Source organism: Embleya sp. L77, from assembly GCF_055557415.1.
In genome coordinates this window covers 2,310,696-2,331,351 of sequence record NZ_CM145709.1, presented here as the reverse complement: position 1 = coordinate 2,331,351, position 20,656 = coordinate 2,310,696, and the positions used below count along the sequence as shown (strand labels likewise).

The 20,656-nt window shown below is 70.6% G+C and carries 18 protein-coding genes and 2 tRNA genes; 13 read left to right on the top strand and 7 right to left on the bottom strand.

Annotated features, from left to right (window positions below):
• Positions 1-17: 17 nt before the first annotated feature.
• Positions 18-773, top strand: a complete 756-nt coding sequence (locus ACZOOI_RS09475; RefSeq protein WP_465280290.1) for an AIM24 family protein — start codon at positions 18-20, stop codon at positions 771-773.
• 82 nt (positions 774-855) lie between these two features.
• Here ACZOOI_RS09475 and ACZOOI_RS09470 read toward each other — a convergent pair whose 3' ends face one another.
• A complete protein-coding gene (locus ACZOOI_RS09470; RefSeq protein ID WP_465280289.1) occupies positions 856-1,386 on the bottom strand; it encodes an NUDIX hydrolase in 531 nt (176 codons plus the stop codon).
• Positions 1,383-2,876 carry a zinc-dependent metalloprotease gene (locus ACZOOI_RS09465; RefSeq protein ID WP_465280288.1) on the bottom strand — a complete coding sequence of 498 codons (1,494 nt, stop codon included), beginning with the start codon at positions 2,874-2,876 and terminating at the stop codon, positions 1,383-1,385. Before ACZOOI_RS09465 ends, ACZOOI_RS09470 begins: the two co-directional genes overlap by 4 nt.
• A 398-nt stretch (positions 2,877-3,274) precedes the next feature.
• Between ACZOOI_RS09465 and ACZOOI_RS09460 the strand changes: the two genes are divergently transcribed.
• The 4 genes from ACZOOI_RS09460 (at position 3,275) to ACZOOI_RS09445 (ending at position 6,448) form a co-directional block, all read left to right on the top strand.
• Positions 3,275-4,342, top strand: coding sequence for an NAD-dependent epimerase/dehydratase family protein (locus ACZOOI_RS09460; RefSeq protein WP_465280287.1), 1,068 nt, complete (start codon positions 3,275-3,277; stop codon positions 4,340-4,342).
• Positions 4,343-4,556: 214 nt separating this feature from the next.
• Positions 4,557-4,979, top strand: a complete 423-nt coding sequence (locus tag ACZOOI_RS09455; protein ID WP_465280286.1) for a molybdenum cofactor biosynthesis protein MoaE — start codon at positions 4,557-4,559, stop codon at positions 4,977-4,979.
• 132 nt (positions 4,980-5,111) lie between these two features.
• Complete coding sequence (locus ACZOOI_RS09450; protein WP_465280285.1) at positions 5,112-5,348, top strand: hypothetical protein; 237 nt, start codon at positions 5,112-5,114, stop codon at positions 5,346-5,348.
• Between the two features lie 47 nt (positions 5,349-5,395).
• Positions 5,396-6,448, top strand: coding sequence for a YlbL family protein (locus tag ACZOOI_RS09445; RefSeq protein ID WP_465280284.1), 1,053 nt, complete (start codon positions 5,396-5,398; stop codon positions 6,446-6,448).
• A 28-nt stretch (positions 6,449-6,476) separates the two neighbouring features.
• Here the strand turns inward: ACZOOI_RS09445 and ACZOOI_RS09440 are convergent, their stop codons facing one another.
• Positions 6,477-7,019 (bottom strand): PPA1309 family protein, encoded by a 543-nt coding sequence (locus ACZOOI_RS09440; protein ID WP_391585181.1) that lies wholly within the window; start codon positions 7,017-7,019, stop codon positions 6,477-6,479.
• 192 nt (positions 7,020-7,211) lie between these two features.
• Here ACZOOI_RS09440 and ACZOOI_RS09435 point away from each other — a divergent pair, with 192 nt between their 5' ends.
• Complete coding sequence (locus ACZOOI_RS09435; RefSeq protein ID WP_465280283.1) at positions 7,212-10,226, top strand: UPF0182 family membrane protein; 3,015 nt, start codon at positions 7,212-7,214, stop codon at positions 10,224-10,226.
• Between the two features lie 112 nt (positions 10,227-10,338).
• Positions 10,339-10,412 (top strand) — tRNA-Met (locus ACZOOI_RS09430).
• A gap of 222 nt (positions 10,413-10,634) precedes the next feature.
• Here ACZOOI_RS09430 and ACZOOI_RS09425 read toward each other — a convergent pair.
• Positions 10,635-10,907: a hypothetical protein gene (locus tag ACZOOI_RS09425; RefSeq protein ID WP_465280282.1), complete on the bottom strand. Its 273-nt coding sequence runs from the start codon at positions 10,905-10,907 to the stop codon at positions 10,635-10,637.
• Between the two features lie 320 nt (positions 10,908-11,227).
• Between ACZOOI_RS09425 and ACZOOI_RS09420 the strand changes: the two genes are divergently transcribed.
• The 3 genes from ACZOOI_RS09420 to ACZOOI_RS09410 all read left to right on the top strand — a co-directional run bounded on the left by ACZOOI_RS09420 (position 11,228) and on the right by ACZOOI_RS09410 (position 15,076).
• A tRNA-Met gene (locus tag ACZOOI_RS09420) sits at positions 11,228-11,304 on the top strand.
• A 139-nt stretch (positions 11,305-11,443) separates the two neighbouring features.
• Entirely contained in the window at positions 11,444-13,369 is a 1,926-nt protein-coding gene (locus ACZOOI_RS09415; protein ID WP_465280281.1) for a tetratricopeptide repeat protein, read from the top strand.
• A gap of 699 nt (positions 13,370-14,068) precedes the next feature.
• Entirely contained in the window at positions 14,069-15,076 is a 1,008-nt protein-coding gene (locus ACZOOI_RS09410) for a hypothetical protein (RefSeq protein WP_465280280.1), read from the top strand.
• A gap of 16 nt (positions 15,077-15,092) precedes the next feature.
• On the opposite strand, the gene ACZOOI_RS09405 is transcribed toward ACZOOI_RS09410, so the two are convergent.
• On the bottom strand, positions 15,093-15,509 hold the full coding sequence (locus tag ACZOOI_RS09405) for a Fur family transcriptional regulator (RefSeq protein ID WP_465280279.1): 417 nt from the start codon (positions 15,507-15,509) through the stop codon (positions 15,093-15,095).
• Between the two features lie 123 nt (positions 15,510-15,632).
• Here ACZOOI_RS09405 and ACZOOI_RS09400 point away from each other — a divergent pair, with 123 nt between their 5' ends.
• Positions 15,633-17,090 carry a catalase gene (locus ACZOOI_RS09400; protein ID WP_465280278.1) on the top strand — a complete coding sequence of 486 codons (1,458 nt, stop codon included), beginning with the start codon at positions 15,633-15,635 and terminating at the stop codon, positions 17,088-17,090.
• A gap of 88 nt (positions 17,091-17,178) precedes the next feature.
• On the opposite strand, the gene ACZOOI_RS09395 is transcribed toward ACZOOI_RS09400, so the two are convergent.
• Positions 17,179-17,580: a CBS domain-containing protein gene (locus ACZOOI_RS09395; protein ID WP_391585174.1), complete on the bottom strand. Its 402-nt coding sequence runs from the start codon at positions 17,578-17,580 to the stop codon at positions 17,179-17,181.
• A 240-nt stretch (positions 17,581-17,820) separates the two neighbouring features.
• Positions 17,821-18,618, bottom strand: a complete 798-nt coding sequence (hisN, locus tag ACZOOI_RS09390) for a histidinol-phosphatase (RefSeq protein ID WP_465280277.1) — start codon at positions 18,616-18,618, stop codon at positions 17,821-17,823.
• A gap of 194 nt (positions 18,619-18,812) precedes the next feature.
• Between hisN and ACZOOI_RS09385 the strand changes: the two genes are divergently transcribed.
• Together ACZOOI_RS09385 and ACZOOI_RS09380 are read left to right on the top strand one after the other, a co-directional pair.
• Positions 18,813-19,364 carry a hypothetical protein gene (locus ACZOOI_RS09385; RefSeq protein WP_465280276.1) on the top strand — a complete coding sequence of 184 codons (552 nt, stop codon included), beginning with the start codon at positions 18,813-18,815 and terminating at the stop codon, positions 19,362-19,364.
• Between the two features lie 105 nt (positions 19,365-19,469).
• Positions 19,470-20,579 (top strand): ferritin-like domain-containing protein, encoded by a 1,110-nt coding sequence (locus ACZOOI_RS09380; protein WP_465280275.1) that lies wholly within the window; start codon positions 19,470-19,472, stop codon positions 20,577-20,579.
• The last annotated feature ends 77 nt before the right edge of the window (positions 20,580-20,656 follow it).

Genomic DNA, 20,656 nt, shown 5'->3' with positions numbered 1-20,656 from the left:
AGCGAAGGAGGAATACCGTGCAAAGCTCGCTTTTCGGTCACGCACCCACGCAGACGCCCGAGCGGTTCAGTCTGCAGAACGCGCACATGCTCAAGGTCCAGCTCGGCAACGGACTGCCGGACCACTGCCTGGCCCGGGTCGGCTCGATGGTCGCCTACCAGGGCGCGATCGACTTCGACGGGAACATGCGCACCGGCGCCGAGCAGCAGGCCGCCGCGGCGACCGGCGAACAGCTCAACCTGATGCGCGCCCACGGCACGGGCACCATGTGGCTGGCCAACATGGCCCAGTCGATCCACGTGCTCGACCTCGACTTCGAGGGCCTGACCGTGGACGGGCAATACGTCCTGGCCCTGGACAGCACGCTCAGCTGGAACGTGGTCGCGATCGAGAGTGCGCAGTCGGTCGCCGGTGCCGGTTCCTACAACCTGGACATCAGCGGCAACGGCAAGATCGCGCTGATGACCTCGGGCAAGCCGCTGATCATGCGGGTCACCCAGGGCGCCGAGGTGTTCGCGGACGCCGACGCGGTGATCGCGTGGAGCACCCGGCTGTCGATCAGCATGCAGGCGCAGACCAACTCGGCGCGGATCTACCGCCGCCGCCGGGGCACCGGCGAGGGCTGGAACATGGCCTTCATGGGCGAGGGCTACGTCGTGGTCCAGCCCAGCGAGATGTTGCCGCCCGTCGAGTTCATCTCGGCCGGCGGTTACCTGGCCAACCGGGGCCTGGGACAGGACGGCGGCGTCCGGGGCAACACCTGGGGCCAGTAGGCGGCCGTACATCGGACGAGGGGCGCCCGACCGGCGATCGGTCGGGCGCCCCTCGCGGTGTCGCGTCGTGCTCTCGCGGCGCTCAGAGCACCTCGCGGGCCCGGGCCACCAGCGCCCGGACCGAGTCGTCCGTCTCGGTGGGCAGCGCATCGAACGCGAACCACTGCAGATCCAGCGACTCCTCGCTGATCAGTTCGGTCGAGCCGGGCGGGGCCAGCGCGACGTACTGCACGTCCAGGTGCACCGCGCACGGCGTGTGATGCCGGTCCAGACCGACCGGCGCGCCGCCGGCGAGCAGGGTCAGGCCTGTGATCCCGGACTCCTCGCGCGCCTCGCGCAGCGCCGCCTCGGCCACCGTGCGGTCCACCGGCTCGCAGTGTCCGCCGGTCTGCAACCACTTGCGGACCTTCGCATGCAGGGTCAGCAGCACCTGCCCCCGGGCGGGGTCCACGATCGCCGCGCTCGCCGTCACGTGGGCGTCCGGGCAGGACTTGAGCATGCCGTCCTCGTGCGCGGCCAGGTGCGTCAGGTAGGCCCGACGCAGCCGGTCCGCCCGGTCGTCGGGCGCGTCCCACTTGGACAACACGTCGACCGCGTCGAGCCGTAGGCTCACGCGTCGGACCCCTTCCCGCCGTCCTTGCCCTCCGACTCGTCACCGCGGCCGGACTCGCCGGCGGGCGCCTCGCCGGTGGACTCGTCGGCACCGCGCTTGTCCAGGCTCGGCTTGTCACCGCTCGGTTTGTCGTCGCTCGGCTTGTCGTCGGTCGACTCCAGCCGGTCCAGGTCCGCATCCAGCTCGGCGTCCAGGCCGGACAGGTCCAGCTCGGCGTGGTGCACGAAGCCGTCCGGGTCGTCCAGGTCGTCGGCGGTCGGCAGCATGTCCGGGTGCTGCCACACCGCGTCCCGGCCGTCCACACCGCGCGCGTCCGCGAGCGAGGCCCACAGGCGCGCCGCGTCGCGCAGCCGGCGCGGGCGCAGCTCCAGCCCGACCAGCGTGGCGAACGTCTGCTCGGCCGGTCCGCCGGTCGCCCGTCGCCGGCGCAGCGTCTCGCGCAGCGCACCCGCCGAGGGCAGCCGGGGCTCGGCGGCGCTGTGCACGACCGCGTCCACCCAGCCCTCCACGAGCGCCAGCGCCGTCTCCAGGCGGGACAGCGCGGTCTTTTGCTCCGGGGTCTCCTCGGGCTCGAACAGACCCTGCGAGAAGGCCTCCTGGAGCGCCTCGGGGTTGCTCGGGTCGATCCGCCCCGCGGCCTCCTCCAGCCGGCTCATGTCCACCTTGATGCCGCGCGCGTAAGCCTCGACCGCGCCGAACAGGTGCTGCCGCAGCCACGGCACGTGCGCGAACAACCGCTGGTGCGCCGCCTCGCGCAGGGCCAGATACAGCCGGACCTCGTCCTGCGGCAGCGACAGCCCCTCGCCGAACGCGGTCAGGTTGGCCGGCAGCAGCGCCGCCTTGCCCGCGGGCCCGATCGGCAGCCCGACGTCGGTCGAACCGACCACCTCGCCGGCCAGCGCGCCCAGCGCCTGCCCGACCTGGGCGCCGAACATCGCGCCGCCCATGCCGCGCATCATGCCGAGCAGCGGCCCGGCCATGCTCTGCATCTCCTCGGGCATCATCTCGCCCATGGCCGCGACCACCCGGGTCGCCAGCGGCTCGACCAGCGCGCGCCACTGCGGCAGCGTCGCCTCGATCCACTCGGAGCGACTCCACGCCGCGGTGGTGCTCACCCCGGAGGGCAGCGAGGTGGCCTCGTCCAGCCACAGTTCGGCCAGCCGCACGGCCTCCTCGACACCCGCGCGCTCGACCGCGCCGATCGACGCGTCGCCCTGCTGGGCCACGGTCTGCCGGGCGATGTCCCGAGCCAGGTCCCAGTTGACCGGGCCGCCCTCGTACGACAGCAGCTTGCCCAGCTGCTGGAACGCGGCGCCCAGGTCGGCCTGGTTCATCTGCCCGAACAGCGCGCCGAACGGATTGTTGGGGTCACCGCCGGCCGTGCCGAAGCCGAACGGATCGTTGGGATTCGAGCCGCCGGAACCGCCGCCGGGACGATCGGGGTCGTCGTCGCCCGAGGGCTTGCCGAAGCCGAAGGGGAAGTCAGCCATGGTTGGGCCCCTCTACGTTGTCCACGTGTGCGGCGCCCTCGGGCCCGACCACTCGATGCTGACTCACGGTTACCTCGTCTCGCTCGGCCTGTCCGCCGTTCCGGCCGGAGGCAACGCCGCAGGAGCGCCGATTCGCGCCTGGCGTGAAGATCACAACAACACCTCCGGCAGGATGGATCGCGGACACTGACAGGAAAGGCAAGCAGTCGCGCGTACCTTTCTTGACGAACCGCTCGTACCAAACTAACCACGGGAGACCGCCAGTGAGTTCCCAGCCCCCACGCGTTCGCTCTGGGCGGAGCGGGCGGGAGAGCACGAGCGATGGCACCGGGACCGATGCCTCGGAGACCGCTCCGGAGCCCAACGCCTCGGCCTCGGCCCACCCCTCGGACAAGAGTGTGCCCCGGGTGCGCCCGGTCGTCGCGGTCACCGGCGCCGCGGCCGGGCTGGGACATCGCGTCGCCTCGCTTCTGGCCGCGAACGACCAGGTCAAACGTCTGATCGCGATCGACGAGCGGCGCGGTGAGATTCCCGGCGCCCAGTGGCGGATCATGGACGTCCGCGACCCCGCCCTGGCCGGTCGGCTGGAGGGCGTGGACGTGGTGGTGCACCTCGCGCTCGACATGTCGCTCGACTCCGAACCCCGCGCCCGCGGCGCACGCAACGTGCGCGGCACGCAGACCGTGCTGACCGCGGCCGCCGCGGCCCGGGTGCCCCGGGTCGTGTTGTGCACCTCGGCGATGGTCTACGGAGCGTTGCCGGACAACGCCGTACCGCTCGCCGAGGACGCGCCACTGCGTGCGACGGCGGACGCCTCGCTGGTCGGCGACCTGCTGGAGATCGAGGAACTGGCCGAGCGCACCCCGCGCGCCCACCCGCACGTCAAGGTCACCGTGGTCCGCCCGGCGACCCTGGTCGGCGGGCCCGAGGCGGACAGCGTGATGACCCGGCACTTCGAGGCGCCGCGCCTGCTGGTGGTCTCCGGCGGGCAGCCCCGCTGGCAGTTCTGCCACTTGGACGACCTCGCCTCCGCGCTCGAGTTCGCCGCGCTGGGCCGGGTCGAGGGTGTGGTCACCGTCGGCTCCGAGGGCTGGCTGGAACAGCAGGAGATCGAGGAGCTGTCCGGGATGCGCCGGATGGAGCTGCCCGCGTCGCTGGCGCTGGGCACCGCCGAGCGGCTGCACCGGCTGGGCATCACCCCCGCCCCGGCCGGCGACCTGGCGTACACGATGCACGGCTGGGTGGTCTCCTCCGAGCGGCTGCGCGCGGCGGGCTGGCGCCCGGTGTGGACCAACGAGGCGGCCTTCGCGGTGCTCCTGGAGGACGTCGACGGACGGCATGCGCTGGTGGCCCGCCGACTGGGCCGCAAGGACGCCACCACGCTCGGTGCGGCGGGTGCGACCGTGGCCCTGGTGGGCACGGCCGCGATCGTGCGCAAGGTCCGGCGCCGGCGGCGCGGCTTCTGAGGCGCCGCCCGGCGGGCATCCGGCGCCGGCGGCGGGCACCGGCGGACCCGTACGGCACCGGCGGCGCGCGGGACCGCGGCGCACGGCGTTCGTGGGCCCGGCGCGCCCGTGGATCGGCGCGCCTCGCGGACCCGTGCGCCTCGCCGGACCGGACCCGCGTGAAAACGGGACCGGGATGGTCGGTGTCGATCCATCGCGCGCGATACTGCCCGTTATGGACGTCATCCGCATCGCCGAGATCCGCGACACGCCGTTGTCCGTCGAGGAGGTTTTCGCCGCCGTCGGCGACCCGTCCGCGGGCGGCACGGACCTGTTCGTGGGCACGGTCCGTAACGCCGACAGCGGGCGCACGGTCACCGCGCTGGAGTATTCCGCCCACCCCTCGGCACAGGCCGAGCTGTATCGGGTGATGGAGAAGATCGCGGCCGATCTGCCCGTGCGCGCGATGGCGGCGGTGCACCGGGTCGGCCGGCTGGAGATCGGCGACCTCGCGGTCGTGGTCGCGGTCTCGTGCCCGCACCGCGCGGAGGCGTTCACCGCGTGCCGGCGGCTGATCGACGAGCTCAAGCACGAGGTGCCGATCTGGAAGCTCCAGCACTTCGTGGACGGCGACTCGGACTGGGTCGGCGCCTGCTGAGATCTCCCCCACGGCCCGAGTCCCGTGCGTCACTTGGGCCACACCCGGCTCGGAGCAGCAGAAATGCACCATCGGCACCACATACATATGATTTAAGCCATCAGCCTCCCCCTCCTGTGGACGGAGTACGTCATGGCGTCTGTCGCATGGTGGTGGGCGATCCCGGGGGTTGCGCTCGTGATCGCGGTGATCTGGGCCGCGTGGGTTCGCCGGTCGTTTCGCACCCCGAGCATGCACGACTCGATGTCCGAATTCGCGGAATGGAACGCGGTCCTGGACCGGGTCCGCGCGGCGACCCCGGTGCGGCCCGAGCCGACCCCCGGCGTCACCGTCGAGAAGGCCCCGGATCCGGGCTTCGACAGCCCGTGACGGCCCGGGCCGCACCGGGAAATCCCCGGTGCCGTAGGGTCGGGCGCATGTCGCGCCGCACCGCCACACTGGTCGTCTCGGGGCTGTTGCTGCTGGCCCTGGCCTGCGCCGTCCTGTTCGCGCCGGTGCCCTACGCCGAGCTGAGCCCCGGGCCCACGTACAACACGCTCGGCGACGAAGGCGGCAAGCCGGTCATCGAGATCTCGGGCCACGAGACCTATCCCACGAGCGGTCACCTGAACATGACCACCGTGTCGGTGACCAACAAGTCCTACGACATGCCGCTGCTCGACGCGCTCGCCGGCTGGGTCAAGGGCGACGCGGACGTCGTGCTCAAGAAGTCGTTGTACCCCGACGACAAGTCCGCGGCCGAGGTGGAGCGGGAGAACGCCGAGGAGTTCAGCTCGTCGCAGGAGCACGCCAAGGTGGCGGCGTTCGCGGCTCTCGGCATCCCGATCGAGAAGCAGGTGATCGTGGCCACGGTGGCCAAGGACGCGCCCGCGCTCGGCAAGCTGCACGCCGGAGACATCATCCTGGCCGTGGACGGCACGCCGATCGGCAAGCCCCAGGACGTCGCCGCGGCGATCACCAAGCACCGCGCCGGCGAGAGCGTCACGCTCACCGTCGACCCCGCGGACGCCCGCGGCACCCGGCGCGACGTACAGGTGGTCACCGGGAAGGCCGAGGACGACGGCCGGGCCCTGGTCGGCATCACGCCGGGCATCCTGCCCAAGTTCCCGTTCAAGGTGGAGATCCACCTGGAGGACGTCGGCGGTCCCAGCGCGGGGATGATGTTCGCGCTCGGCATCGTGGACAAGCTCAGCCCGGGCGACCTGACCGGCGGCAAGTTCGTGGCCGGCACCGGCACCATCGACGACGAGGGCAAGGTCGGCGCGATCGGCGGCATCCAGATGAAGACCATCGGGGCCCGCCGCCAGGGCGCCAAGTACTTCCTCACGCCCAAGGCCAACTGCGCCTCCGCCGCGCAGACCAAGCCGGGCGGGCTGACCCTGGTCCAGGTGGAGACGCTGGACGAGGCGCTCAAGGCGCTGGAGACGATCCGCACCGGCCAGGGCACTTTGACGGAATGTCATGCGTGACCGGTGCGGACCCGCTCGGGGAAGCCGACTAGTCCTCGTCACCCTCGCCGAACGTGGCCAGCAGCGCCTCGGCCAGCCCCGGCACCAGATCCGCGCCGGAGAGCACCTCGGAGTCGTCGTCCTTGTCCCGCAGCCGCACGGCCGACTCGCGCGAACCGTCGCGCAGCACGCCCACGGCGAGGCGGACCTCCTGGCGCTGCGGGTGCGACGCGACCCAGTCGTGGATCTCGCGATCACTGCCCACCGCGGGCATGGTCGCCTCGGCGGACGGCGGCAACATCAGCCGCTCGACCACCAGCGCACAGCCGAGCACGGCCTCGGGCCAGGCGATACTCGCCAGGAATTCGTCGATCGCGACGTTCTCGGGGACTTCCTCCTGCTCGATCGGAGTGAGGGTATCGATGGGCGCGTCGCGGTCGGCGGACAAGCCGAGCTGCGCCGCGAGGTCGGGTTCGGTACGGGCCAATTCCGCGGTGTCCACGAGCGCGTAGAGGCGGGCCTGCTGGTCCCAGCCGTACGCCGCCACGTGGCGTTCGATCTCGACGAGGGCCTGGGTGAGTGCAACGGTCATGACCCCATCCTCTCGTCTTCGCCCCACGGCGGATCACGAGCCTGTATCGGCCGTGTCGGTGGGGAACCACGTCCTGTCTCGGTAAGTTGACCCATCGAGCGCCGACCGGGCGCGTCCAGGTAATGATCGAGGTGCGCACCCTTGGTTTTTCAGATGCCCGAACGAGGCGGCTCAGGTGGCCGTCGGATCAGAATGGGAGCTCCGTCCCGCAGGTCCAGAACCCTGCTCCTGACGCTGGCCATCCTCGTGGTGATCGTTGTCGCGTGGGTGCTGTTCGCGAATTTCTGGACGGATTGGCTCTGGTACAAGTCGGTCGGCTACGGAAACGTATTCACGACCAAGTTGTGGACGCGCATCGGGTTGTTCCTGGTGTTCGGTCTGCTCATGGCCGTGGCCGTCGGCGCGAACGTGTATGTCGCCTATCGGTTGCGACCCGCGTTCCGGGGGATGTCGCTGGAGCAGCAGAGTCTCGACCGCTACCGGTCGGCCATCACCCCCTTCCGCACGTGGTTGCTGATCGGCCTCTCGGTCGTCATCGGCATCATCGCCGGCACCTCGGCGTCGGGGCAGTGGAAGACGTGGCTGCAGTTCGTGAACGGCGTCTCGTTCGGAACCAAGGACCCGCAGTTCCACAAGGACGTGTCGTTCTACGCGTTCGACCTGCCGTTCTATCGATTCCTGATCAATTTCGCGTTCGTCGCGGTCGTCGTCGGCCTCGTCCTCGCGGTGATCACGCACTACCTCTACGGCGGGCTTCGGGTCCAGAGTCCGGGGTCGCGGGCGACACCGGCCGCACAGGCGCACCTTTCGCTGCTGCTCGGCCTTTTCGTGTTGTTCAAGGCCGTCGCGTACTGGCTGGACCGCTATTCGCTGGCGGTCTCGTCCGGTGATTTCAAGCAGGCGTCGCAATTCACCGGCCTGCGCTACACCGACGCGCACGCGGTATTGCCGGCCAAGACGATCCTGTTCATCGTCGCGCTGATCTGCGCGACGTTGTTCTTCGTCAACGTCTTCCGCCGCACCTGGGCACTGCCGATCGTCGGCTTCGGCCTGATGGTGCTGTCCGCGGTGCTCATCGGCGGGCTCTACCCGGCGATCGTCGAGCGCTTCCAGGTCAAGCCGAACCAGCAGGCCAAGGAAGCCAAGTACATCGAACGCAACATCGCGGCGACGCGGGACGCGTACGGCATCGACGACGTCAAGCCCGAGGCGTACGCGGGCAACGTCGACGCCCGGCCCGAACTCAAGGACGAGGCGTCCGCCACCGCCAGCATTCGGCTGCTCGACCCGAACATCGTCTCGCCGACGTTCAACGTGCTCCAGCAACTGCGCCAGTACTACGGCTTCCCGGCCACTCTCGACGTCGATCGCTACATGATCGGCGGCAAGATGCAGGACACCGTCATCGCGCTGCGCGAGTTGAACCCGAAGGGCAACCAGAGCCACAACTGGGTCAACGACCACACCAAGTACACCCACGGGTACGGCGTGGTCGCGGCCGAGGGCACCGCTCGCGACCCCGAGGGCAAGCCGGTCTTCATCGAGAAGGACATCCGGACCGACACCCAGGAGAAGACGAGCCCGAGTCCGCTCGGCCCGTACGAACCGCGGATCTACTTCGGCGAGCAGACGACCGAGTACTCGATCGTCGGGGCCCCGAAGAAGGCCGCGGCGACCGAGGTGGACTATCCGCTCGACAACAGCCCGACGGGTCAGCAGACCTATACGTATCAGGGCAAGGGCGGCGTTCCGATCGGCGGCACGTTCAACAAGCTGCTGTACGCGACGAAGTTCCAGGAGGGCAACATCCTGCTCTCCGACTCGATCAACAAGGATTCCCGGATCCTGTACAACCGCACGCCCAAGGAGCGGGTCGAGGCGGTCGCCCCGTGGCTGACCATCGACGGTGACCCGTATCCGGCCGTGATAGACGGCAAGGTGCAGTGGATCGTGGACGCGTACACGACCAGCAACGGCTATCCGTACGCGACCCGCACCACGCTCGGTGACGCCACCGCCGACTCGCTCAACGCCGAGGACCGGGCCCGCGGCGCGGTCGGCAACACGGGCAACGTCAACTACATCCGCAACTCGGTGAAGGCGACGGTCGACGCCTACGACGGCTCGGTCAAGCTCTACCAGTGGGACGAGAAGGACCCGGTCCTCAAGACCTGGATGAAGGCCTTCCCGAACACGGTCAAGAAGAAGACCGCGATCCCGCCCACCCTGATGGAGCACCTGCGCTACCCGCAGGACCTGTTCAAGGTGCAGCGCGATCTGCTGACCCGGTACCACGTGACCGACCCGCGGACGTTCTTCAACGGCTCGGACTTCTGGAAGGTCCCCAAGGACCCGACGGGCACCGGGGTCGGCGGAGCCGACCAGCCGCCGTACTACCTGTCCATGAAGCTGCCGCCGGCTCCCGGCGACGCCCAGGCGCAGCAGGCGAAGGATCAGTCGTTCCAGTTGACGACCACCTTCGTGCCACGAGAACGGCAGAACCTCGCGGCGTTCATGGCGGTCAACTCGGAACCGGGACCGGACTACGGCAAGGTCAGACTGCTCACGCTGCCATCGGCGACGGCGATCAACGGGCCGGACCTGATGCAGAGCCAGTTCAAATCCGACTCGTCCGTGATCGGACTGCTGAACGTCTTCCAGATCGGTAACTCGAAGGTCGTCTTCGGCAACCTGCTGAGTCTTCCGGTCGGCGGCGGCATCCTCTACGTCGAACCGGTATACCTCCAGGCCAATGCGGCCGGGTCGTATCCGGTGCTGCAGAAGGTGCTGGTGTCGTTCGGCGGCAAGATCGCGTTGCAGAACACGCTGCCGGAGGCATTGGCGGCGGTGTTCAACGGCGAGACGACACCGGCTCCGCCACCGACGGGGACCACACCCCCGAACACGGGCAACACCACGCCACCGCCCACCACGGGTGGGACCGGCACGCCGCCGGCCCAGAACCCGACGGTCAAGCAGGCGCTGGACGAGGCCAACCAGGCCCTCAAGGACGCCGACGCGGCGCTGAAGGCCGGTGACTTCGCCAAGTACGGCGAGGCACAGAAGCGCCTTCAGGCGGCCGTGGACCGGGCCTTGGCGGCCGAGCAGGCGGCGAAGAACCCGGCGGCCACTGCCTCGACGCCGCCGGCGAACGGGACGCCACCGGCGAACGGGACGCCGCCGGCGACCGGGGCGCCCAAGCCGTGATCGACGGCGCGTGACCAACGCGACGGGCCCGTTTCCCCTTCGGGAGGCGGGCCCGTCGCGTTATCGATTTGGTGTGCGGCCTCGGGTCACGTAAGCTCAAGACACAACGCATCGCGGGGTGGAGCAGTTCGGTAGCTCGCTGGGCTCATAACCCAGAGGTCGCAGGTTCAAATCCTGTCCCCGCTACTCGGAAATACGTGAGAGGCCCGGTTCTTCGGAACCGGGCCTCTTGCGTATTGCCTTCTCTTGCGTATTGCCATTTCTTTGCTTCGCGTGGTTCCGCCTCGTGGTGTGGCGTTTCGCCCCGGTCGGTGTGGTCGCCCCGGATGTCGTGCGGCTCGGGGCGTGACCCGACTCGATGAGTCGGGTGGTGGCGCACGAGCTGAGGGCGCGGCGGACCGCGGCGGACTAGAGCGCGATCTGGCGGCGGCGCTTGGCGCGCAGCGGAGCCATCAGGGTCACGCGCGCCAGCCGGTGGGTGCCGCGCGATTCGCTGCGCGGGGCCACGCTCTGGATGATGGCGGCCGATTCGAGGCTGTTCGCCGTCTCCTGCGTGGAGGCGCGGCCGATGAGGGCGAGGTGCCTCTCCAGGCGCTCGCCCACGCCGCTTCGACCGACGTCCATCGGTGGAACCGGGACTCGGCGCGGCATGCTCGGATGGTCCATTCCTGATATGACCACGACGCAGACCGTACCCCATCGGAGCCACGCCGTGACGGCTTCCGGCCCCATGTCGAGACCCGATCGTGTCCCCGATTGGCCGGGAATCCCGTTGTGGCGCAAACGAACTGCCGGGCAAGCGGGGGTAATTGGGGTCAAAGGTGGATCGATTCGGGATCGGGGCCGAGTCGAACAGGTTCACTCCATGGTCTGAATTCGGCCGCTCTCCCGAGTGGTACGCGCGCGGGGTGCGCGTCCGCGGACGCGGCGCGGCCGTACCGGGCGGGAGCCGAGGGGATTTGCCTGCCCCCGGGACGCTGCCGTACAGTTGTGTCTACCGACGCGGGGTGGAGCAGCTCGGTAGCTCGCTGGGCTCATAACCCAGAGGTCGCAGGTTCAAATCCTGTCCCCGCTACCACATCGAAGGGCCCGGTCTTGCGACCGGGCCCTTCGTGCATGCCCCGACAGGGTGCGTACCACGACAATACGGCCGGAGTCGGGCTGTCGTTGCCGAATCGCGACTGCATGGATGTGGCCCGAGATGCCACGATGGACCCATGGGGGCGTGGAAGGGACATCGCGGACGGCGGGGGGACGACCCACCGCCGGAGGCCGACGTCTTCGAAGCGGTACCGGAAGGCCCCGACACGGTGGTCCTGGACCGCGGTCGGGCCGCCGCCGCCACGGCTCCCGCGCATCCCGACGACTATGCGGTCCTGGTCCCGTTCCGGCCGCGTCGGCGCAGCCCGAGCGGGAGCGTCGAGGGACACGAGGCGCTGGATCGGCACGAGGCGGCCGAACTCGAACGGCGCTATCGCGAGCGGGCCGGCCGCAGCCCCTCCGCGGCGAACAGCCTCGCGCTGATGTTGCTGGAGCGCGGCGAACAGGACGAGGCCGCCGAGCTGTTGCAGCGGGCCGCCGAGGCGGGACACCGGGGCGCGGCGACCAACCTCGGGGTATTGATGCACCGTCAGGGGCGGGACGACGCCGCGTCGTTGTGGTGGCATCGTGCGGCGGAGGCGGGCAGTCGGATCGCCGCCTTCTCGCTCGGCGCGCTGCTGCTGGATCAGGCCGACGCGGCGCGTGCGGGTGCCGGCGCGAGCATGGGCGCGTACCACGACCTGTCCGGGCAGGGCGTCTATTGGCTGCGCAACGCGGCCGAGTCGGGGCATGTGCGGGCCGCGCTCACGTTGGGCGAGTTCTTCGAGTTGACCGGGCGCCCCGGCGCCGAGCGGTGGTATCGCCGGGCGGCCGAGGCGGGGCACCCCGAGGCGGCCTATCGGCTCGGCCGGATGGGACAGGAGCGGGACGACGAACGTGCCGCGTCGACGTGGTTCCTGCGCGCGGCCTCGTGCGGCCACGTGCGGGCCGCGGTACGGCTCGCGACCTCGCTGGAGCGGGCGGGGGACACCGCCGAGGCGATCGGGTGGTACCGGCTCGCGGCCGAGGAGGGCGACGCCGAGGGCGCGCGTGCGCTCGGGTTCCTGTTGCAGGACGCGGGCGATGTCGAGGGCGCGGCGCGGTGGTGGCAGGTCGCGGCGGAGGCCGGGGACGGGACGGCGGCCAATGCGCTCGGGGCGTGGTTCGCCGCCTGCGGGCGATCGAGCGAGGCGGCCGGGTGGTACGAGCGGGCCGCGGCGGCCGGCGAGTGCAACGGGGCCTTCAACCTCGGCCTGTTGCACGCCGAGCACGAGGACGCGTCGGGCGCCGAGCGCTGGTTCCGGATGGCCGCCTACGCGGGTCACGGGGACGCGGCCAACGCGCTGGCGGGGCTGCTTCTGGAGCGCGGAGACGACGAGGAGGCGCGGATATGGTTCGCGCGGGCCGCCGAGGCGGGCAGCGTGGACGGCTCGTACAACCTGGGCATCCTGCACGCGCGGGGCGGTCTGGACGACGCCGCCGAGACGTGCTGGCGGCGCGCCGCGGAGGCCGGGCACGCGGACGCGGCCTTGCAGATGGGGCTGTTGCTGGAGCGCCGGGGGGATGCCGAGGGGGCGGCGCGTGCCTACGAGACGGCGGCGCGGGCGGATCGGCCGACGGCGGCGTTTCGGCTCGGTGCGATGCTTGCGGACGCGGGGGCGGCCGAGCAAGCGGAGCGCTGGTACGCGGTGGCCGCGGACGCGGGGCACGTGACGGCGGCACTGCGGTGCGGGGTGTTGTGCGCGCGGCGTGGTGAGGACAAGTCGGCGGCGCGGCGGTTCAAGGTCGCGGCCGAGGCGGGCAGCGTGTCCGGGGCGTGGAATCTGGCGCTGCTGCATCTGCGGCACGAGGATCCGGACGGTGCGGAGCCGTGGTTGACGGTGGCCGCGCGCGGTGGGCACGGGCGGGCGGCTCTGCGGCTCGTGGTGCTGGCGTTGCGGCGCGGGGATCTGGCCGATGCGGAGCATTGGTGTGGGCCGGCGGTTGCGCATGGTCCTGCGGATGTCGCGGCCAAGGCGCAACGGTTGCTGGACGCGTTCCGGGCGGAGTCGCTGGCGAGTTGAGGACCGGGCTCGGTCGACATGGTCCTCGGGCGGACGGGCCGACGGGCGGGTCGGCCGACGGGCGGGTGGCCTTGGCCGGTTGTCCTCAGGCGCCGGACGGGCTGAATGTGCCGCGGGCGGGCTGGGTTGGTTGCGGTTGTGCTTAGGGCTGCGTGGGGGTGTCCTCAAGCGCCGGACGGGCTGAAATCGGGCTGGTGGCGGGTGTGATGCTGCGCCGGAGTGGCCTTGGGTGTCCGGTGCGCTGACTTGGTGGCGGTCGTGCCCGGGCTGCGCTGCCGGACGGGCTGAATGTGCTGCGGGCGGGTTGGGTTGGTTGCGGTTGTGTTTGGGCTGCGTGGGGGTGTCCTCAAGCGCCGGACGGGCTGAAATCGGGCTGGTGGCAGGTGTGATGCTGCGCCGGAGTGGCCTTGGGCGTCGGACGGGCTGGACTTGGGCTGGGGGCGGGTGTGATGTTGCGCCGGGTGTCCTCGGGTGCCGGGCGGTGTGTTGGCTGGGGTGTTGTCGGGCGTCGGGTGGGCTGGGTTTGGTTGGGTTGTAGGGGGGTGCCGGGTTTGTTGGTGGGTGTGGGGGGTTTGGGTGGGGGGTCGTTAGGGTTCGGGGGATGGAGGTGGCGGGATGGGGCGGTTTTGGAGGGGGCGCGGGGTCGGGGCCGTTGTCGTGGGGGAATGGCCCGGTGACGACGGGTCGCGGGAGCAGGCGGTGCGGTTGGTGGCGTACCTGCGCGGCGTCGTGCAGGCCGGGGACGGTGACGCGGACGCGGTTGCGGCGCGGGTGATCGGGCTGTCCGCGGCCACGCTCGTGCGGATGGATCGGGCCGCTCGGCAGCAGGCGGCGGGTGCGCCGGGTGGTCCGGGGGCGGCCAGGGTGCTGCTGCGTACCCGCCGGCACCCGTTGGTTGCCGCGGTGACGAGCCTGGACGCGAACGGCGGGCTGCGCGAGGAGGCGGTGGTTCGGCTGGCGGCCGAACCCGGGCCGCTGGCCTCGGTCTTCCTCGCACTGCGGACCGACGACTGGGTGGACTCGGTGCGCGAGCGGGCGCTCGCCGCGCTGCGCTGGCACGACGAGCCGGACGAGGTGCGGGCGGCGGTGCCCGTGCTCGACGCGTTGCGCGGGCGGATCCGGTCCAAGGGTGCGTTGGACGCCTATCGTGAGGTGCTGCTCGCGAAGCCGCGTCAGCAGGCCCGAGGCCGCGCGGCGGCCACCGAGGAGCAGCCGAGCGTGCGTCGCCTGGGCATGGAACTGCTGGACGAGGACGCGCTGTTGGCGATGGCGCTGCGCGACTCGGACCATGCCTGCCGGACCGCCGCCGGACATGCCCTGCTGGCCCGACTGCGCGGCCGGGACCGGCAGCACGTCGCGTTGCGGCTGCTGCGGGTGCCCGATCCGCGGGTGCGCGAGCGGGCGGTGGAGGTATTGCCGGCCGGGATCGAACCGGCCGTTCTCGCGGGCGCGTTGGCGGATCGGTCGGCCAAGGTGCGGGACGCCGCACGGCGCCGACTGCAGGCCGGCGGCACCGATCCGGCCGCCGCCTACCGGGCCTTCCTGCGCACCCGGCCCTCGCCGGGCATGCTGCTCGGGCTCGCCGAATGCGGCGAGGACGCGGATCTGGACATCCTGCACGCGCACCTGGACGCGGAGCGGTCCGCGCTGCGTCGGGCGGCCCGCGCGGGCGCGGTCCACCTGGTCCGGCGGACCACGCCCTCGTAACGGGCCGGGCGCGGGTTCAGCCCCCCGCGCAGTCCGGGCAGACGCCGCGGAAGGTGACCTCGACGGCGGAGATGTCGAAGCCGAAGCGCTCCGCCTCGGCGAGGCCGGCGATCGGGTCGCCGTCCGGATGTACGTCGCGGATCGTCCCGCACACGCGGCACACCAGATGTTGGTGCGCGGTGCGGGCGTTGGGGTCGTACCGCTTGGCCCGCCCGTCGGTGCCCACCTCCAGCACCTCGCCGAGTGTGACGAGTTCCTTCAGCGTGTTGTAGACGGTCGCCCGGCTGATCTCCGGCAGGCGCCGGCCCGCACGTGCGTGTACCTCGTCGGCGGTCAGATGTACGTGGTCGCCGTTCAGGACCTCGGCGACGACGCGACGCTGCGCGGTCAGGCGCCATCCCCGCTCACGCAGTCGTTCCAGAAGGTCGCTCATGTACACGACGATACACGTACCTGGATTGGAACTGGTCTAAATATCGTTCTGGACAAAGTCCAAACTTGGCTCTAGGTTGAGTGCCGGACCTCAGCACGAGCAACGCCAGGGGAGACGCAGACCATGTCGCAGCAGCCGAACACGTTGACCACCGAATCCGGCGCACCGGTGGCCGACAACCAGAACAGCCAGACCGCGGGCCCCGGCGGGCCGTTGTTGCTCCAGGACCAGTACCTGATCGAGAAGTTGGCCCGGTTCAACCGGGAGCGCATCCCGGAGCGGGTGGTGCACGCCCGCGGCTCGGGAGCGTTCGGCTATTTCGAGGTCACCGCGGACGTGTCCAGGTTCACCAGGGCACACTTCCTCGGCGAACCGGGCCGGCGTACCGAGGTGTTCACCCGCTTCTCCACCGTCGCCGGCAACCTCGGCTCGGCGGACGCGGTGCGCGATCCGCGCGGATTCGCGGTGAAGTTCTACACCGAGGAGGGCAACTACGACCTCGTCGGCAACAACACCCCGGTGTTCTTCATCAAGGACCCGCTGAAGTTCCCGGACTTCATCCACACCCAGAAGCGCGACCCGTACACCGGCAGCCAGGAGGCGGACAACGTCTGGGACTTCTGGTCGCACTCGCCCGAGGCCATCCACCAGGTCACCTGGCTGTTCGGCGACCGCGGCATCCCCGCCTCGTACCGGCACATGGACGGCTTCTCATCGCACACCTACCAGTGGGTCAACGCCCAGGGCGAGGCGTTCTGGGTCAAGTACCACTTCAAGACCGACCAGGGCATCCGGAACCTGACCGCCGAGGCCGCCGCCGCCCTCGCGGGTGCCGACGCCGACTCGCATCAGCGCGACCTGCTCACCGCGATCGACGCGGGCTCGGCGCCGTCGTGGACGCTCAAGGTGCAGATCATGCCGGTCGCGGAGGCCGCGACCTACCGGTTCAACCCGTTCGACCTGACCAAGGTGTGGCCGCACGCCGACTACCCGCTGATCGAGGTCGGTCGGCTGGTGCTCGACCGCAACCCGGAGAACGTGTTCGCCGACGTCGAGCAGGCCGCGTTCAACCCGGCCAACTTCGTGCCGGGCATCGGCCCCAGCCCGGACAAGATGCTCCAGGGACGGCTGTTCGCCTACGCCGACGCGCACCGCTACCGGGTCGGCGTCAACCACACCCAACTCCCGGTCAACGCACCGCACGCCACGGTCGCCCGCAATCACGGGCGGGACGGCCACATGGCGACCAACCCGGGCGGTCGGGCCAAGAACTACGAGCCGAACAGCTTCGGGGGCCCGTACGAGAGCGGCGTGCCGCTGTGGGCCTCGACCGCGGTGACCGGCCTCACCGGAACGCACGAGGCTCCCGCACACGCTCAGGACGACGACTACGTGCAGGCCGGCGACCTGTACCGGCTGATGGCGGCGGACGAGCAGGCCCGACTGGTGGCCAACATCTCCGGCTTCCTGGCCCAGGTCTCCCGCGACGACATCATCGACCGCGTCGTCGGCCACTTCCGGGCCGCCGACCAGGACTACGGCGACCGCATCGCGGCCGCCGTGAAGGACCTGCGCGGCTGACCCCCCGAGAACCGCCGCCCGGTACCTGAGCCGCGAATCGGTACCGGGCGGCGTTCACCCTGTCCGGCATCCGGTGTCGCGGACGCGGTCAGCCGACCAACTCCTCGGCGCGTTGTGCCTCGCGGATCTGGCAACGCACGATGTCGCGGACCGAGATGATGCCGAGCACGTCGCCGCCGTCGAGCACGATCAGGTGGCGGAAGCCGCCGCGCGTCATGGCCGCCGCGGCGTCCGCCAGCGTCCAGGACGGGGTCGCGAAGACCACGTTCGAGGTGAGGTGGTCGCCGGCGTACTCGGTGTCGGGATTCTGGCCGGCACCGATCGACATCAGGATGTCCCGCTCGGTGAGAATGCCCAGACCGGACGTGTCCGGGTCGATCACCACCGCCGCGCCGATCTGGCGGGCGGACATCAGGCGCGCCGCGGCGCGGAGCGTGTGGGCCGGGCCGATGGTCAGAACGATCGTGCTCATGCCGTCGCGGACGAGCATGTGACACCACCTCCGTCGGGGCGTGGATGTCAGGGCGGGGGGTGCGCTCGAGAAAGATTTCACAAGTTCACAAGCCCTGTTTTCACATGGTCACATGCTCGGGAAGGTCAAGGGAAGGTATAACGGGCAACTCACTCGAAGGGAGTAGCCAAGCGAGAGTCGGACGGTTCTTCCGAATGCGCTGAAACCCGCCGAAATTCACCGAAGAACGCCGGGGTATTCGCCAAACCCGTCAATTCGTCAGGCCTGCTCGTGCGGATCGCCGAGCCGGTCCAGCAACTCGTCGTGCAGGAGGCCGTTGGACGCGGCCGCGGTGCCGCCGGCCGGGCCGGGGGTGCCGCCGAGCGAAGTGAACCGTCCGCCCGCCTCCTCGACGATCACCGCCAGCGGCGCGAGGTCCCACAGGTTGACCTCGGGCTCCGCGCAGATGTCCACCGCGCCCTCCGCGACCAGCATGTACGACCAGAAGTCGCCGTAGGCACGGGTGCGCCAGCAGGCGCGGGTCAGGTCGAGGAAGTCGTCCATCCGGCCGCGCTCCTCCCAACCGCCCATGCTGGAGTACGCGAACGAGGCGTCCTCGATCGCGCCGACCTTCGACACCCGGCAGCGCGAGGCCTGGGACAGGCTGCGGCCGGTCCACGCGCCGGCGCCCTTGGCAGCCCACCAGCGACGGCCCAGGGCGGGCGCGGAGACCACGCCCATGACCGACTCGTCGCCGTCCATCAGCGCGATCAGCGTCGCCCACACCGGGACGCCGCGGACGAAGTTCTTGGTGCCGTCGATCGGGTCGATCACCCAGCGCCGGGGCCCGTGGCCGGACGAGCCGAACTCCTCGCCCAACACCGCGTCACGCGGGCGACCGCGCCCGAGCTGGTGCCGGATGATCTCCTCGGCGGCCTTGTCCGCGTCGCTGACCGGAGTCATGTCCGGCTTCGTCTCGACCTGGAGGTCGAGCGCCTTGAAGCGGTCCATGGTGGTCGCGTCGGCGGCGTCCGCGAGGACGTGGGCGAAGCGCAGATCGTCGTCATAGCCGGGCATGACACGAACAGTACTGGCGGCTCGGACGCGTTCGCGCACGCCCCGCGCGCACGGACACACTTACGCGCCGTCGCCGCGGCCTCGTACGCTCGTTATGCAGACAAGGAAGCGCGAGCAGCGACAGTCGACAACCGTTCATCGGTCGTACGCGTGTTACGGGTACGAGTCGATGGCGGAGGGGGTGCGGGACCGCGATGGCACTGTTCGGGGTCGGGCGCAGGACAACACACGGCAAAGAGGCCGTACCGGGACCCGGTCTCGTCCAACCGCGTCGAAGTCTGGACGGTTGGACGCTGGAGGGCACTCCGCTCGCGGACCGATTGGAGCGCGAGGAACTACGCGAACTGGGCACCCTGCTGCACGGCGTCGGGGCCGAGATGCGTACCGCGTGGACCTACGAACGCGCCGCCGACCTGCTGGAGCGGGCCGGCGAGCGACCCCAGGCGCTTGCCGTCGTGGAGGCGTGGTTCGCACTGCCCGAGGAGGTGCGCCGGGCCAGCCCGGCCGCGACCCGCTCGCTGGGTCGGCGCCGGCAGCGGCTGCGCAGCCGACTGGGCACCCCGGCCGGATCGGCGGCGGCCATCCCGCAGGCCAGGACCGGCGTGTCGATGCCGCCCGAGCCGAGCGCGCCGCCCGCGACTCCGGGCGAGAGCGGGAGCGGGAGCGGGACCGCGTCCCGGCGCACGTCGGCCAAGGGAGTGCCGGCCGAGGGAACGCCGAGGACGGAGCAGGCTACCCGCTGGTAATCGATGGCCCCGCGGGGGTTCCGGTCGGCGCGCCGAGGGCGTAGGACAGCGGGTACACGGCTACCGCCGACCGCACGTCACACGTCTCTCGCGAGGAGAACGCCCGTGTCGACGCACGATTTGTACGCGCTGCCCGCCGACATGACCGTCTGGGAGGTCCCCGCGTCGGGGGCGGCCCGGTTCAACTGGGAGTACGACGAGGGCCGGGACCGGCTTCTCGCCCTGTACGCCAAGGGCAAGGACAAGCAGTGGGACGCCGCCCGGCGGATCGAGTGGGACCTGCCGGTGGACCCGACGAACCCGCTGGGCATGCCCGAGGAACTGCACACGCTGTACGGCACGCGCAGCTGGAACATGATGTCGCAGCGCGAGCGCGACGAACTGGGCCGGCACGCCATCGCCTGGCAGTTCAGCCAGTTCCTGCACGGCGAACAGGGCGCCCTGATCTGTAGCGCGCGGATCGCGGAGTCGGTACCGGACCTGGACGCGAAGTTCTATGCGGCCACCCAGGTGATGGACGAGGCCCGGCACGCCGAGGTGTACGCGCGGTTCCTCAAGGACAAGGTCGGCCTGTACTACCCGATCAACCCGAGCCTGAAGTCGCTGCTCGACGACACGCTGTCGGATGCCCGCTGGGACATGCCCTACCTGGGCATGCAGGTGCTGATCGAGGGGCTGGCCCTGGCCGCCTTCGGGATGTTGCGCGATCTGACCACGGTCGCGCTGCCCAAGCAGATCCTGGCCTACGTGATGCAGGACGAGGCCCGGCACGTGGCCTTCGGGCGGATGGCGCTGCGCGACTACTACCGCCAGCTGACCGATGCCGAACGCGGCGAGCGCGAGGAGTTCGTGATCGAGGGCTGCCATCTGATGCGCGACCGGCTGCGCGACGAGGAGGTGTGGGAGAACTTCGAGATCGACAAGGTCGAGGCGCGCGAGGCCACCGAGAACTCCGAATACCTGCGCGAGTTCCGCCGGTTGCTGTTCAGCCGGATCGTCCCGTGCATCAAGGACATCGGGCTGTGGGGACCGAAGGTGCGCGCCACCTTCGCCGAGATGGGCGTGCTGGACATGGGCGATTCGAACGTCGAGCACATGATGCGCGACGACGAGGACCAGGCCGAGGCGCTGGACCGGGACCGGCGCATCCGCGCGGAGGAACGGGCCCGGGCCGCCGAGGTCGCCGACATGGTGGAGCTGGGCTCGGACGGATGAAGCGGTGCATCGGGGCGCGGACGCGGTGTCCGTGATCCGGCACGGGAGGGCCGCCCGCGCGGGAACGGGCTAGATTT